The following is a 13,672-nucleotide window of genomic DNA, read 5'->3' as shown; positions in this document are numbered from 1 at the left end:
TACTCGTAAGTCAGGGAGACTTACTTGCGACGAATGAGCTTGCCTAGGAATACGAAGAAGGCACCGAGGGAAGCTACCAGCGCGGCAAAGGACTTCCAGTGGGCCTGCAGGGTTTCAGGGTCAGATGCATTGTTAACCAGGTTCCTGCCGTTGGCAGCCGCAGTAGATGCCGCAGTCGCAGGGGTGTTCTTGGCACTGTACTTAGCCTCCTGGCTCAGGCCCTTAGCGCGGGTCTGAACGTCGTTGGCGTGGTTTTCGATGTCATCGCGCAGGGTCTTGAGGTGTTCACGGCGCTGCTTAGTGCGCTGGATGAGCTGTTCCTTGTTAGGAGCAGGAGCGGCAGGGGTCTTCTCAGAGTCCTCGCTCTTATTCTCTTCTGATTCAGCCTTCTTAGCTTCAGCCTTTTCAGCCTGCTCACGCTTGACTCGCTTTGAAGTCATTGCTGAGCCTTCCTTGAGCACGCCGAGGTCGTAGAGTACACCGAAGATTGCTGATTCAGGTTTGAAAGGAAGCTGTTTCATGATCATCTTGTAACCGAGGAAGCCCAGCACGGCAGCTAACAGGAGGAAAAGCCCCACCAGTACGAGGGCAGCTGCCCAGTTAGGCATGATCGCGGCAAGACCAACGTAAGCAAGGATGACCAGAGCGATGGCCATGAAAAGTGCGAAGATGACGGCTACAGCAGCTACTGCAGCGCCCTTACCTACCGCGATGCCCTTTTCTTTGACCTCAATTTTGGCAATGGCAACTTCGTCTTTAAGCTGTTTGGGGGTAAGGCGGGTAAGAACCTTGCCTGCATCAACAACCTGGGTCGCACTGGATTTGATGTTGTTGATGCCCGCGCGGATACCGCGGTTAGCGGCAGGCATTTCATCGGCGCGGACGCTCTGAGCACGAGTTTGCCCAATAGGATCCATTGGAGTGGTCATGAGCCACCTCTCTTTGCATTATAAGTGTGCTTGTGTACTGCTTATACCAAGTTATCAGTTTACTCCGCTTATAGCCCTATTAGGGGAGATACTTCACGCCCTGGAGGTAATTATTTACCTATCGTTATGCACCCTGCTCATCCAGCCAGCCCTGGTAGCTTCCTTCAAGTTCCAGCACCTTGTAACCTGCTCGACGCAGACCACTAGCCACTACCGAATTGCGCACACCTGATTGGCAAAAAGTCACCAGGGTTGAACCAGTCTGCGGTAGCTCATTGAGGCGCCAGAGCGCTGACCCGCCAGATAGCTGCTGTGCCCCAGGGATACTGCCGGCAGCGTACTCCCCCTTGCCGCGCACATCAACGAGGGCATCGTAACCGGTGTGATCTAAATCAGCCGGAACGATGGTTTCTGGCTGATAGTTCGCCAACTCAGCGATATCAGAGGTAAAGAAACGCACCGTATCAATACCAACACGGTAGAGAGCGTCCCTAAATTGAGCCGCGTTAGCTTCATCATCAAAAGTGACGATGAGGGGGCGTTGCTCACGCTCCGGGTCGATCACCCAGGCAGCAAAATTGGAGGCTTGGTCTCCTGCCGGAACGTTCAATGCACCTTTAACAGTTCCCCTGTGGAGGCTGTGCTGGTCACGGGTATCAACCAGTAGAGCTGACCCGTCACTCAACATATTCTTGACCTGTTCAACATCCAGCTTTTCGGGATGGGCAGGTTGTCCTATGAGCGCTGGGCCCAGCCGGTTCTCTTTTTTCATGCGCGCAAAGTAGGCATGTGCGTCCGGCTGTCCGTCCAGAAGTTCATCAATGAACCCTTGCTCATCGTCGTTTTCAAGATAGGGCGCCCACCATGCAAAAGCTTTTTGGTAGCCCACGGTGCTGGTGGGTACCGCTCCCAAGGCCTTACCGCAGGGGCTACCTGCACCGTGCGCCGGGTAAATCTGCACGTAATCCGGTAGGGGCATGAAGACTCTCTTGAGGCTTGCAAAGAGATCTTTTGCGCCCGCAAAGCGAGTGTCTTTGCCACCTGCTGCCTCATCGAGCAGGTCTGGCCGCCCCAGATCTCCCACAAACACAAAGTCACCGGTCAGCATATAGCCGGGCTGATCTGCCACCGCACCGTCGGTCACGAGAAAGGACAGGTGTTCAGGGGTGTGGCCCGGGGTGTGCTGAGCTGTAAGGGTAATGTTGCCCAGCTGGATGGTGTCGCCGTGGTGGATTCTCGTACCGTCAAAGTCGTACTGCCAGTCAGTTCCACCCTCCCCCGAGAGGTAAACGGTGGCGCCGGTTGACGATGCCAGTTCGCGGGTTCCCGATAGGTAGTCCGCGTGGATGTGGGTTTCAGTGACAGCAATAATGTCCATGCCATTTTTGGCAGCTAGATCAAGGTAAACCTGAATGTCACGGCGGGCATCAACCACAATAGCTTGGCCTTTGCGCTGGCAGCCAATGAAGTAGCTTGCCTGTGCTAGTCCCTCTTCATAAATTCGTTCAAAAAGCATGGTGACTCCTATCAGTTATAAATAATACCCCTGGGGGTATTATTGAGCATAGCAAAATACCACTTAAAGTCAAACCCCCGGGGGTATACTAAACAGAGCAACACAAGGAGAAAATCGTGCAACTTGAACCAGATAACATCAGACCTGCCATCAACCGCCTCAAAAGAGCCCAAGGGCAATTGGGTGGCATCATCCGCATGCTGGAAGAGGGTGCGGACTGCCAGCAGGTCGTAAACCAGCTTGCCGCAGCATCCAAAGCCGTAGACCGGGCAAGTTTTGCCATCGTCGCCGCTGGGCTACAGCAGTGCTTGACCGCCGAAGAACCAGAAATGAGCCCAGAGCAACTAGAAAAGATGTTCCTCTCACTAGCGTAAACAGAACTACCTGCTAACACAGGCGCAAAAAAGCCGCCGGAACCATATGGTCCCGGCGGCTTTATCTATCGCCTAAGCGTTGTGCTGGCGCAAGCGAACCTGCGCTTCTTTCAAACTCACTTCACCCTGGCGGTTATAAGGCAGCTTTTGCAGAGCCGCACCCATGGCACAGGTATTACTCAGCGCAGCAAAGCTCAGACCACCACCGATAGCCCCGGCAACATACTTAGCTTTAGGAGCTACTGCGCTTAAGGCAATACTGCTGAGCACCAGTGAACCAGCTACTAAACGCACCTGGCACTCAAGATCCCAACGAGTGGGGCCCGCTTTAATAGCACCCTGCGCTGATTTCCACGCTTCAATACCGCCGGTCAGGACGCTGGTATTGAGCACACCCACCCCGGCCAGTAGCTTCTGAGCTCTCTGCGCTCTGGCACCCGAACGGCAAATAATAATGGTTTCCTCATTAATGTGAGCACTGAGGTCCTCGGGATGCTTTTCAATAAGCGCCAAAGGCACGTTGACGCTCCCCGGAATATGGGCACTTTTAAACTCAGCCGCTGTTCTTACGTCAAGCAACAGGGCCTTGCCCTCACTGCGCACCTGCCCTAAACGGGCTGAGTCGATTGACTGAGGTAACTATGATTCGATGGTCATATCATTCCTTTGATGTAGTAATTAGATGATGGATAGAAAACTGTTAATAGCGGTGTAGATAGCTATAAGGTACAGCAGGGTAGCGAAAGCTAGCTTGAGCATTTTCTGAGGCACCTTGGCACCCATCCTGGTTCCGATGAGTGTCGCAAGTACAGCCGAGCCGGCCATAACACTCAATACACCCCAGTCCAGCTGGTTTAACTGGGCAAAACCGGCGCCCAACCCCGCGACGGAGTTGATAAAGATGACAACCAGCGAGGTGCCCACCGCATGCCGCATACTCAAGCCCATCAGCAGAGTAAGCATCGGAACGATCATAAAACCGCCACCCATACCAAAGAAGCCTACGAGGACACCCACTAAGAGAGCAGCCAGGGTAATCTTAATGGCACCTGCAAACCTGCCCGCACTTCTATCACTGGGGTCGACTCGTGAGCCGGTCACAGCATTTTTGATCATGAGGCTAGCTATCACTACTAAAAGGGCAGCGAAGGTGAGCATGAGAGCGCTGCCATCTACTCCCCCAGCAAGATAGCGTCCAACATAGGTGCCAGCGATCCCCAGCATTCCGAACAGCATACCTTTACCTAGGTCTACTGAACCCATTTTTGCATGGTTGACAATGCCTGAAAGTGCGCCAGCTACCATCACAACCAGTGAGCCGAGTGTGGCATCCTGAGGCTCAAAGCCAAAAAGAAACACTAGAGCAGGCACAGCAAGAATTGCCCCGCCACTGCCCAGGGCACCCATGAGCAGACCGATAACGGCTCCTAACAGCACAGCGAGTAGCATAAATACCTTTCAGCTGACTAACCTACCTTCCAAAATATACCCCCAGGGGTATTTTTTTTCAAGTAGTCAAGAAGAAAAGGGCGGTTGGGGAGGATTGCCAGATACCACTGCGCGTCTTTAGGGTGCACGCTCGGATTCTAAGACCTGCGGAGTGATTGCTGGTTAAAGAAAAAGACCCAGCTAAAAAGCTGGGTCTTATTGCTTGCTCCCCCGACTGGACTCGAACCAGTAACCCTTCGATTAACAGTCGAATGCTCTGCCAATTGAGCTACGGGGGAATGTTTAAGGTGATATTTTCATCTCCGCAACGAGTAATAACTTTACTGGAGTTGCTTCAACCTCGCAAATCGAAATTCCGTAAGCTCAGTCACACATCACGCGGACTGGTGGAAGTTAGTCTTGCCCTTGCATTTTTTTGCGTCGCTGCATTTCTAGTTCCAGTAGTTGTTGTTGGATTTGCCGGTATTCTTCGGGTTCGGTGGCGGCGTTAGTCCGTTGTAGTCTCATGAGTAGGTCTGATTTTTGGCGAGTGATTTGTTGCTCAAAGAGACGGTTGAGAATATCGCGGGAGTAGCGCACTAGCTGGTCGACCGTGCGCGCGGGGATGGGAGCCACGGTGAGCTGGGCGATGAGAGCGTGTACTTCCTCTGGGGCATGGGCTCGGATGGTGTTGACCCAGGCGTGACCGGGAACGGGGGCCATGGTGCTTGCTGCACCGATAATCCCCTGCCCCACCCCAGCGTGCATGCGGTAGCGGTACTGCACAGTGGCGAGTTCCTGCCACTGTTCGACACTGAGATAGTCAGGCTTTTGCACCACGATTTCTAAGGCATCGCGTTCTAGCTTGGCGAGAGGGTCGCTCATGTCGGGCTGCTCGAAGGGGTTTTCTTGGGCTCTCTGCTCTGTTTCTTCACCTGCCTGTCGGGCTGCACGTTCAGCTTCTGCAGCTTCAGCTTTTTGGCTAGCAGAGAGTTGCGGGTGGTTAAGGGCATAGGTGACGGCGCGCTGCACTTCACCGATGTCTAAGCCCAGCTGGCCTGCTACCTGCCGAACGTAGGCTGGGCGCAGGGCGGCGTCCTTAATGCCCGCGATGATAGGAGCGATGGCCCGCATACCGCGTACTCGCCCTTCAAGGGAATCAAGATCAAAGTCAGCTAGGGTGGCATCGATGGCGAATTCAAAGAGCGGGCGGCGGGACTCAATCAGCGAACGCACGGCGGCGTCTCCCCGGGCTAGACGTAGATCGCACGGATCCATGCCGTCTTTAGCAACGGCAACATAGGTTTGAGCGACAAAGCGCTGGTCTTCGGCGAAGGCGTGCAAGGCAGCCTTTTGCCCGGCGGCATCACCATCAAAGGTGAAAATGACTTCTCCACCGCTACCGTCATCCGAGATGAGGCGGCGCACGATTTTGATATGGTCGGTGCCGAAAGCGGTGCCGCAAGTGGCAACCGCTGTATCGACCCCGGCCAGGTGGGCTGCCATGACGTCGGTATACCCTTCAACCACCACAATCTTTTTCTGACGGGAGATATTACGTTTTGCCAGGTCGATGCCGTAGAGCACCTGGGATTTTTTGTAGAGCTGGGTTTCGGGGGTATTGAGGTATTTGGGGCCTTGATCATCGTCAAAGAGCTTGCGAGCGCCAAAGCCGATGGTTTCCCCGGCGATACCGCGAATGGGCCAGACCAGCCTGCCGCGAAAACGGTCATAGAGCCCGCGGTTGCCCTCTGAGAACATGCCGGTGGCGCGTAACTCATCGGTGGTGAAGCCCTTATTCTGCAGATATTTGAGCAGATTATCCCAGCCCTTGGGGGCATAACCTACCCCGAATTTTTGGCTGGACGCCGGGTCAAACCCGCGCCCGCCCAGGAACTTTTGAGCCGGGGCAGCGGCGGGGGTGTAGAGGTTTTTTTGAAAGAATTCGGCGGCTATTTTGTGGGCGTCCAGTAGACGCTGCCGACGGCCGACCTCTTCTTTGGTTTGACCGGTGCCCTGTTCGTAATGCAGTTCATAGCCGATACGGGCTGCCAGTTTTTCTACCGTTTCGGTGAAGGGGGTGTGGTCCATTTCCATTACGAAGGAAATGACATCACCTGATTCGCCGCAGCCGAAGCAGTGGTAGGTGCCCATCTGGGGGCGCACGTGGAAGGAGGGGGTGCGCTCGTCGTGGAAGGGGCAGAGCCCTTTGAAAGAGCCGATGCCAGCGCTTTTGAGGGTTACATATCCTTCAACAATCTCGCGGATATCGGTGCGCGAGCGTACCTCATCGATGTCTTCACGTTTAATTAAGCCAGCCACCCTACCAGTGTAGTTGAAGGCGTCAAACGCGGTTATTCATCGTCGAGGGGGCCAGGGCGAGTGCGTCCCATCCCGAAGCTTTCGGGTGAAAGGGCGATGAGTAGGGTCACGATAAAGGCGGTGAATCCCCATATCCATCGTCCGGTGACTGCACCCACCAGCACGCCAATCATGAGGCTGGCTACCGCCGCTAGGGCGAGCTGTTTGAAAGATTTTTTATATCTCATTGTTCTACTTCCGTGAAAGGATTCTACCAAAGGGGCTTGTTGCCCACCGACCAGTTCGACCCGGTGATGCGTTTGAAGAGGGCAAGGGCACTGCGGTCAGTCAGGCAGGCGACCTGATCGATGACCAGGCGCAGTTTAGCAACGTCATCGTTGCGGCCTAGCTCACGCAGGTCAGCAGCAAAGACAGGTTCAAGGTATTCAGGGTTATCCAGCAAGGCTGCCACTAGAAACTCCAGAATTTCTTTCTGGTTTTCGTAGTGGGGCTGGGCGTCACGAGAGGTCATGACAAAGGTGGTGGCAATGCCCTTGAGCACGGCAATCTCATGCTCGGTTTCTTGGGGCACCACCAACTGGGCGCTGTAGCGAGTCAAATCCCCATCACCGTAAACATCACGGGTGGCGTTCATTGCCGAGGCCGCAAAACGACCAATGAGTTTTGAAGTCAGTGCTTTGAAAGAGGCATGAGAACTGCGAGTACCGCTCATAAAAGGCACCCAGCGTTCCAGGTTTTCTAGACGGTTCAGGGCGGCATCGAGGGTACTATCGTCAGCTCCCGGCAGGTACCACTGGCGAGTTTTTTCAAACAGAATCTCGCGGGTACTGGGGTTCTTGAGATCATCCAGTTGCACGTGACCGCCAAACACGGCATCCTCAACGTCATGCACCGAGTAGGAGATATCATCGGCAAGATCCATAACCTGCGCTTCGATACATTTTTGGGTGGGCGCCGCCCCAGCTTCAAGGGCACCGGCTCGAAACCAGGTGAAGACCGGCAGGTCATCGGCATAGACACCGAACTTGCGGTTGGGTCTACCGTCCGGCCGTGGCGGGGCGTCGGCATACCCCCATGGGTACTTGCAGGTGGCGTCTAAGGACGCGCGGGTCAGGTTGAGCCCCGCACTGCCACCATCGTGCCGCATCACCTTGGGTTCAATACGGGTGAGCAGGCGGAGGGTTTGCGCATTACCCTCAAACCCGCCGGCGTCCGCAGCGAGTTTATCCAGGGCAGTTTCACCATTGTGCCCAAAAGGCGGGTGACCCAGGTCGTGAGAAAGGCAGGCCGCGTCAACCACATCGGGGTCGCACCCCAGCATTCTGCCCACCTCACGCCCAATCTGGGCGACCTCTAGGGAGTGAGTAAGACGGGTACGCACAAAGTCATCGGTATCGGGGTCAACCACCTGCGTTTTAGCCCCCAAACGGCGCAGTGCGGCCGAGTGCAACACACGAGCACGATCGCGCTCAAAGGGCGAACGGTAAACAAACTTATGGTGCTCGGGCACCCAGCGGGCGGCGTCCGCCTCGGTGTAACCGGGACTGGGGGCGAGCTCACTGAGATACGCACTTGATGACTTTTCGACGCTCATAGCTCCAAGTTTAGTAGGATATGCCCCCTCGGAGGCGTGCAGAGAAATCTGGTGGTTCAAGCTTCCTAGAACAAGCCCAGCTGTATCGCACTGTTTCTGACCAGCAACACTCCCACAATAGCCGCCACCCATAGGAGCGTTACTTTGGCTTCGTACTCTAAACGCGGCATTATTGTGAAGATTTTTTCGAAAACGCGCTCACCCCACAGACGAGCGATACATCCTATCAGCACAGCCGGGGCAACCATCACTAGACAATAAAGACCCAGCACCCCCAGCTGAACTGCAAAAGGTGCAGGTAGCGACTGAATAATGCCAATAGCGGCAAGATAAGGCAACATGGTTGCCGTCTCTAAAACAGCTGCCCCAACAGCCAAACTAACGATGCCCAGTAAACCTGCACGCTGCCGGATCTTCTGGTCAGCCTGTTGCCCCCGGGCAACCATAATCTCATCCGCTGTCTTCTTCACAGGGTTGGGCGAGAAAACTCCGAAGATGAACAGAGCAGCACCCAATGCTAATAAGGCCCAACTAAACCAGGCGGTGACGGCTACTTGACTGAAGATTTCCGTCACCCTGCGCATCCCAAAGAAAAGCGCAATGCCTATCAAGAAGTAGGAGGCGGCTATGGTAGCCAGGTAGGCCCCGTAAGGGACCACCCGGACATACCTCCATTTGATAAGCAATACCAGAGGAATCACTAGGGTTCCCATACTGAGACTATCGACCAAGGCTAGAGCCAATAATGATAGAAAGTTTGCCAAAGTCCACTCCCCCATGCAATCACATTAGACTTTATCATACGAACGTATGAGAAAATAGAGTTAAGATATCTTCGTTGATAAAGTGCATGTATGTCTGATACATCTGCTCAAGAAGCCGCTATAAGCGATGCGGCAATCCGCGTGATTGTTACACAAGGGTTTGATGTAGTGAGCGTGCGGAAAGTGGCCCAAGAAGCAGGTCTTGCCCACGGCACCGTCCAGTACTACATGGGCACAAAAAATCAGTTGCTCGAAAAAGCACTCTTGCGCTCTACAGCACGGCAACACGAGCGGGTGCAGAATCTACAACTACCCGCTGATCCATTGGAAAGACTAACGACTGCCCTACTCGAGCTTCTACCGATTGGAGAGGTGCAACGAGAGGACTCCACGCTTTGGATTACTATGGGCGCAGCGGCTTCAACACGCAGCGGGCTAGCCAAGTTGTATCAACAGGAGCTAGCCACTTTTCAGGATCGGCTAATGCAGGCACTGATCGCCTGGCACTCTACCGGCAACTTGGGAGTCGCCACTGAAGATCTTCCTCGCACCGCCCGGCTTCTAACAGCCTTCATTAATGGCCTGACCCTAGATTATCTGAACGTGCCAAGCCGATCAGGGCTAGTAGATGATATTAAAGCTGACCTCAGAAGCGGGTTGAAAAAAATCCTGAGTTAGAGGTACGCGCGTCCTATCAACCCCCCGCCCCCAAAAAAGAGTGCGCCTCTTATTGACTACCTGCTACCCCTTAACCTATCTCCATGTAGTGAGGTGCTACAGGTAGATGAGTTTTTACCTTTCAGGGGCGCGGCTGCTAAGTAGTACGACTTTACTGATGTGCTACTTCTTTAGACTGGCGGGGCGCACCCCACACCACCTGGTCGAAACTAGGCGGAAAACCACCAGGTTGTTTGCGGTGGTGCGGGGTTGGTGTTTTATGCGACTGGTGGGGCTTTTGAATAACCCTCAAGGTATCAGAGCGTTCTATAAATCATCATCTTCGCTCAACCCAAATTCTGCTGGGTAGATAACTTCGCCAGATGGCAAATCAAAAGCGGGGTTAAGATTAAGGACCATAAAAGCTTCAGCTGGCACCTCCATACTTGTTTTGATTCCGTGAAAACGCGACTGTTCAAACCCAAGGGCGTTATAAAAGGCTGGATGTCCCAGCACCAGCACACAGGCTGGCTCATTAAGTTGTAGCGCTTTTTCTCGGGCTGCCGACAGGACGCTACGGGTCAGCTCGCTGCCGATACCCTGCTTCTGATGAGTGGGAGCTACAGCCACCGGGGCGAGCGCAAGTACTGGCACCGAACCTACCCAGCAGCGGGTCAACAGAGCGTGAGCAAGAATCTGGCCGCTCTGGCCCACAGCTACCCGAGACACACCAGGTTCCCAGACACTTCGGTTGGCGCGCAGATCTTCGACGAGCTGTGCCTCGTAGCCGGTCTCGAAAGCTGCTCTATGAAGCTGACCGATTGCAGGGGCGTCATCAGAGGTTTCTGGGCGAATGGTGTAGGTAGTCATGAGTCTAAGTCTAGTAGCCCGCACTGCTCGTTGCCGATGATGCAGCCACCAGTTGCTCTTAGTCACCCAAACGTCACGGAAAGAGCCGGTGAAGGTTTCGGTGATATCGAAGGTGAGACTCTAGCCGCCAGAGATATCTAGCTCAGCCTCCACCAGACCAAGACGCTCGGCGTCGCCCAGGATGCGGGAGTCGAGCCAGCCATCTGGCAGTGAGGGGACCTTTGGGGTGCCGGCACGGCCACGCGGGCCCTCAACAGCGGCACCCGGGTAGCCCATGGAATGGTCCAGCTGGCCTAGTAGCTCACGGAAGGTGGCAAGATCAGAGACGGTCGCCATCTTCGCGCGCAGCTCCCCACCTACAGGGTAGCCCTTGAAGTACCATGCAACGTGCTTACGAATCTCACGCAAGCCGCGGTGCTCATCGGCAAAAGTCTCCACCAGCAATTCAGCATGACGGTAAATCATGTCCGCCACTTCGGTAACACCGGGGCGATACCGCTCAGCTGTCCCCTCAAAGGCATTCTGAAGATCACCAAAGAGCCAAGGACGCCCCTGGCAACCACGGCCGATAACCACACCATCCACACCGGTCTGCTCCACCATAGCGACAGCGTCCTCGGCCGAGAAAATATCGCCGTTACCCAAAATAGGCACATCGGGGATAGCTTCACGCAACTGAGCAATCGAATCCCAATCGGCCTTGCCCGCATAGTGCTGGGCGGCAGTACGTCCGTGAAGAGCAATAGCCGCAACACCGGCGTCACGCGCAATCTTGGCGGAGTCCAGATAAGTGAGGTAGTCTTCGTCGATACCCTTACGCATTTTGATGGTCAGGGGAATATCATTGCGCGACGCCTCACGCACCGCAGTTTGAACAATGGCGGTAAAAAGGTCAGTCTTCCAGGGTAGGGCTGATCCGCCGCCGCGCTTGGTTACCTTGGGTACAGGACAACCAAAGTTGAGGTCAATATGATCCGCACGGTCTTCTTCAACCACCATGCGAATTGCTTTACCCACGTTCACAGCGTCCACACCGTAGATCTGGATGGAGCGGATTTTTTCGTGGTCATCGTGGTCGATAATGCGCATAGACTCAGGTTTGCGTTCCACCAGGGCACGGGCAGTCACCATTTCGGTCACGTACAGTCCCCCACCGTACTCCTGGCAGAGGGTACGGAAAGCCTTATTAGTTACGCCCGCCATGGGCGCCAGGACCACGGGGGTATCAACGGTTAGCTTGCCCAGTTGCAAGGGCGGTAATTTAAGTTGCGGCGCGGCGTTGGTTTCTGCGGGGGTATCAGTTGAAAGAGTCACTGTGCTATTTTCGCACATTTGACCAAAGGCGGTCAGCGTGGCACCTCACAGTGCCAGCTGTGATACAAAGTAGCGGGCAAGGGCGCCCTCCCCGGCCCAGCGTGGGTTAGACAGCTTGACCGGGTGCGCTCCAGCATGTGAAGCCTCCATTCTATGCAGAGCTCACGCACCACTATGTAATAGTGAAATAAAACCTTGACACACCCACGCTAATATGTGCATCATTAAACGCGAAAGAGAAATAAATAATTGACACTTTCACATCTAGGAGGCCCCATGGGAAATCTGCCCACCCAACTCGAAAACATTGCTCTAGCCCAGGAGGCTGCTCAGGACTCTGAACACCATCTCAACCACTGCATTGCGGTCGCTAAAAATGATGGCTACTCCTGGGGTGAGATTGGCTCTGTGTTAGGGGTTAGCCGCCAGGCAGCAGCCCAAAAATACTCAAAGATTATTCAGGAGATCGCCCCCATGCACTTTTCAGAAGGAACCCAAGCGCACCTCATCAACACCGCAAAAGCCGTTCTTCACCGTATCGGAGAACAGGAGTGGGAGAAGGTGCACAGCTACTTCTCTTTCACCGCTAAACGAGGACTCAGCAAGAAAAAACTTGCCGAGGTGTGGCAAAAAGTATTGGAGGGATGTGGAGATTTTCAGCGCGTTGATTCCCTCAATCTCCACGCCCCAAACCCCCACGAATTCAAGGTTTTCTCGGCTACTATCAAAGTCCCCAACAACTCAATCTTTGCAATCGCAGACTTCACGCTAGAACATACAGACGGTAAACCCGTCGGACAGATTGCCTTCAACTCCCGCAGGAAAGTTATTGGCTTCATCATCTACTTGAACGACTCAGCTGAGTTCCCCTGGTAAAAACCTCCTTATAGGCCTGCACCAAAAAGTCTGCCCCCGCCTCATAGACCTTAGAGGTCCCTGAGTCAGGGGCAGGTTCAGTGCTCTAGCTGTGAGACCTACGGGGTGGGGCGTCCGCCGGTAAGACCCAAGGTCTCGCCCGCAACGTAGGACGCGTCATCTGATGCCAAGAAGACATAGGCACCTGCGATTTCAGCTGGCTGACCGGCACGACCCAATGGAGTGTCCTGACCAAACTGGGTTAGCTTCTCCACGGGCTGGCCATAGCTGGGTTGCAATGGAGTCCAGAAGGGCCCCGGCGCCACAGCATTCACGCGAATACCGCGAGGAGCCAAAGCCTGTGCCAGCCCCTTACTGAAGTTATTCTGAGCAGCCTTAGTCAGGGCGTAGTCCAGCAACGTCTCTGAGGGCTCATAAGCCTGAATCGAAGAGGTAAAAATAATCGAAGAGCCGGGCTTAAGATGAGGCACAGCCGCCTTAGTAACGCGGTAGGCCGAATAAATATTAGCTTTCATCGTGTGGTCGAAGTCCTCATCGCTGAGATCCTCAATCCTTTCATGCCACACCTGACGGCTAGCATTATTGACCACGATATCGAGACCGCCGAAAGCTTCTACGGTCTTTTCAACGATGGCCTGGCACTGCTTTAGCTCACGCAGATCCCCCGGTAGCGCCAGCGCCTTCACTCCAGCTTCCTCAATCGCATTAATAATGAGTTCAGCGTCGGGCTCTTCTTCTGGCAGGTAAGAAATCGCCACGTTGGCCCCCTCGCGGGCGTAAGCAATGGCAACAGCCGCTCCCAGCCCGGAATCACCTCCGGTAATCAGGGCATTACGCCCAGCAAGGCGATCATTGCCCTGATAGGTTTTCTCGCCCAAATCAGCGAGAGGTTCCATTTTCTGATCGAGGCCAGGTTCAGGCTGGGTTTGCTCGGGAGGGCTAATTACGGGGTACTTAGAACGGGGGTCTTCGAGATGAGACATAAGAATCACTTTCTGGGGGGTAAAAAATGAACCCCGCACGCTGGA

The 13,672-nt window shown here is 54.5% G+C and carries 14 protein-coding genes and 1 tRNA gene; 3 read left to right on the top strand and 12 right to left on the bottom strand.

What is annotated here, in order from left to right; translation table 11 throughout:
* Positions 1-20: 20 nt before the first annotated feature.
* Together M3668_RS10375 and M3668_RS10370 are read right to left on the bottom strand one after the other, a co-directional pair.
* A complete protein-coding gene (locus M3668_RS10375) occupies positions 21-929 on the bottom strand; it encodes a phage holin family protein (protein ID WP_251380768.1) in 909 nt (302 codons plus the stop codon).
* A 124-nt stretch (positions 930-1,053) separates the two neighbouring features.
* Positions 1,054-2,445 (bottom strand): MBL fold metallo-hydrolase, encoded by a 1,392-nt coding sequence (locus M3668_RS10370; protein WP_251380767.1) that lies wholly within the window; start codon positions 2,443-2,445, stop codon positions 1,054-1,056.
* 116 nt (positions 2,446-2,561) lie between these two features.
* Between M3668_RS10370 and M3668_RS10365 the strand changes: the two genes are divergently transcribed.
* Positions 2,562-2,819, top strand: a complete 258-nt coding sequence (locus M3668_RS10365) for a metal-sensitive transcriptional regulator (RefSeq protein WP_251380766.1) — start codon at positions 2,562-2,564, stop codon at positions 2,817-2,819.
* 72 nt (positions 2,820-2,891) lie between these two features.
* Here M3668_RS10365 and M3668_RS10360 read toward each other — a convergent pair whose 3' ends face one another.
* The 7 genes from M3668_RS10360 to M3668_RS10330 form a co-directional block, all read right to left on the bottom strand.
* A complete protein-coding gene (locus M3668_RS10360; RefSeq protein ID WP_251380765.1) occupies positions 2,892-3,422 on the bottom strand; it encodes a rhodanese-like domain-containing protein in 531 nt (176 codons plus the stop codon).
* Positions 3,423-3,497: 75 nt separating this feature from the next.
* Complete coding sequence (locus M3668_RS10355) at positions 3,498-4,268, bottom strand: sulfite exporter TauE/SafE family protein (protein WP_251380764.1); 771 nt, start codon at positions 4,266-4,268, stop codon at positions 3,498-3,500.
* Positions 4,269-4,473: 205 nt separating this feature from the next.
* Positions 4,474-4,546 (bottom strand) — tRNA-Asn (locus tag M3668_RS10350).
* A 115-nt stretch (positions 4,547-4,661) separates the two neighbouring features.
* The gene (dnaG, locus tag M3668_RS10345; RefSeq protein ID WP_251380763.1) at positions 4,662-6,569 is read right to left on the bottom strand and encodes a DNA primase; all 1,908 of its coding nucleotides are present in this window, start codon (positions 6,567-6,569) and stop codon (positions 4,662-4,664) included.
* A gap of 32 nt (positions 6,570-6,601) precedes the next feature.
* The gene (locus tag M3668_RS10340; RefSeq protein WP_251380762.1) at positions 6,602-6,796 is read right to left on the bottom strand and encodes a hypothetical protein; all 195 of its coding nucleotides are present in this window, start codon (positions 6,794-6,796) and stop codon (positions 6,602-6,604) included.
* A 23-nt stretch (positions 6,797-6,819) separates the two neighbouring features.
* A complete protein-coding gene (locus tag M3668_RS10335; protein WP_251380761.1) occupies positions 6,820-8,163 on the bottom strand; it encodes a deoxyguanosinetriphosphate triphosphohydrolase in 1,344 nt (447 codons plus the stop codon).
* 65 nt (positions 8,164-8,228) lie between these two features.
* The gene (locus tag M3668_RS10330) at positions 8,229-8,927 is read right to left on the bottom strand and encodes a GAP family protein (RefSeq protein WP_251380760.1); all 699 of its coding nucleotides are present in this window, start codon (positions 8,925-8,927) and stop codon (positions 8,229-8,231) included.
* Positions 8,928-9,017: 90 nt separating this feature from the next.
* Between M3668_RS10330 and M3668_RS10325 the strand changes: the two genes are divergently transcribed.
* Positions 9,018-9,605, top strand: coding sequence for a TetR/AcrR family transcriptional regulator (locus tag M3668_RS10325; RefSeq protein ID WP_237203417.1), 588 nt, complete (start codon positions 9,018-9,020; stop codon positions 9,603-9,605).
* 306 nt (positions 9,606-9,911) lie between these two features.
* Here M3668_RS10325 and M3668_RS10320 read toward each other — a convergent pair whose 3' ends face one another.
* Together M3668_RS10320 and dusB are read right to left on the bottom strand one after the other, a co-directional pair.
* Positions 9,912-10,454, bottom strand: a complete 543-nt coding sequence (locus tag M3668_RS10320; protein ID WP_251380759.1) for a GNAT family N-acetyltransferase — start codon at positions 10,452-10,454, stop codon at positions 9,912-9,914.
* A 120-nt stretch (positions 10,455-10,574) separates the two neighbouring features.
* Positions 10,575-11,786 carry a tRNA dihydrouridine synthase DusB gene (dusB, locus tag M3668_RS10315; protein WP_502948970.1) on the bottom strand — a complete coding sequence of 404 codons (1,212 nt, stop codon included), beginning with the start codon at positions 11,784-11,786 and terminating at the stop codon, positions 10,575-10,577.
* A 258-nt stretch (positions 11,787-12,044) separates the two neighbouring features.
* On the opposite strand from dusB, the gene M3668_RS10310 reads away from it, so the two are divergent.
* Entirely contained in the window at positions 12,045-12,644 is a 600-nt protein-coding gene (locus M3668_RS10310; protein ID WP_251380757.1) for a DUF3887 domain-containing protein, read from the top strand.
* Positions 12,645-12,742: 98 nt separating this feature from the next.
* Here M3668_RS10310 and M3668_RS10305 read toward each other — a convergent pair whose 3' ends face one another.
* Positions 12,743-13,627 (bottom strand): SDR family oxidoreductase, encoded by an 885-nt coding sequence (locus M3668_RS10305; protein WP_251380756.1) that lies wholly within the window; start codon positions 13,625-13,627, stop codon positions 12,743-12,745.
* Positions 13,628-13,672: the final 45 nt, after the last annotated feature.

Source organism: Rothia sp. P100, from assembly GCF_023712425.1.
Taxonomy (GTDB): Bacteria; Actinomycetota; Actinomycetes; order Actinomycetales; family Micrococcaceae; genus Rothia; species Rothia endophytica.
Note: the sequence above shows the minus strand (reverse complement) of the source record. Positions and strands in the feature narration are given on the sequence as shown.

Excerpts from the sequence above, each read along its gene's own strand:
- M3668_RS10375 (WP_251380768.1), bottom strand. The coding sequence starts at position 929 with ATGACCACTCCAATGGATCCTATTGGGCAAACTCGTGCTCAGAGCGTC.
- M3668_RS10370 (WP_251380767.1), bottom strand. The coding sequence starts at position 2,445 with ATGCTTTTTGAACGAATTTATGAAGAGGGACTAGCACAGGCAAGCTAC.
- M3668_RS10355 (WP_251380764.1), bottom strand. The coding sequence starts at position 4,268 with ATGCTACTCGCTGTGCTGTTAGGAGCCGTTATCGGTCTGCTCATGGGT.
- M3668_RS10340 (WP_251380762.1), bottom strand. The coding sequence starts at position 6,796 with ATGAGATATAAAAAATCTTTCAAACAGCTCGCCCTAGCGGCGGTAGCC.
- M3668_RS10335 (WP_251380761.1), bottom strand. The coding sequence starts at position 8,163 with ATGAGCGTCGAAAAGTCATCAAGTGCGTATCTCAGTGAGCTCGCCCCC.
- M3668_RS10325 (WP_237203417.1), top strand. The coding sequence starts at position 9,018 with ATGTCTGATACATCTGCTCAAGAAGCCGCTATAAGCGATGCGGCAATC.
- M3668_RS10320 (WP_251380759.1), bottom strand. The coding sequence starts at position 10,454 with ATGACTACCTACACCATTCGCCCAGAAACCTCTGATGACGCCCCTGCA.
- dusB (WP_502948970.1), bottom strand. The coding sequence starts at position 11,786 with ATGTGCGAAAATAGCACAGTGACTCTTTCAACTGATACCCCCGCAGAA.
- M3668_RS10310 (WP_251380757.1), top strand. The coding sequence starts at position 12,045 with ATGGGAAATCTGCCCACCCAACTCGAAAACATTGCTCTAGCCCAGGAG.
- M3668_RS10305 (WP_251380756.1), bottom strand. The coding sequence starts at position 13,627 with ATGTCTCATCTCGAAGACCCCCGTTCTAAGTACCCCGTAATTAGCCCT.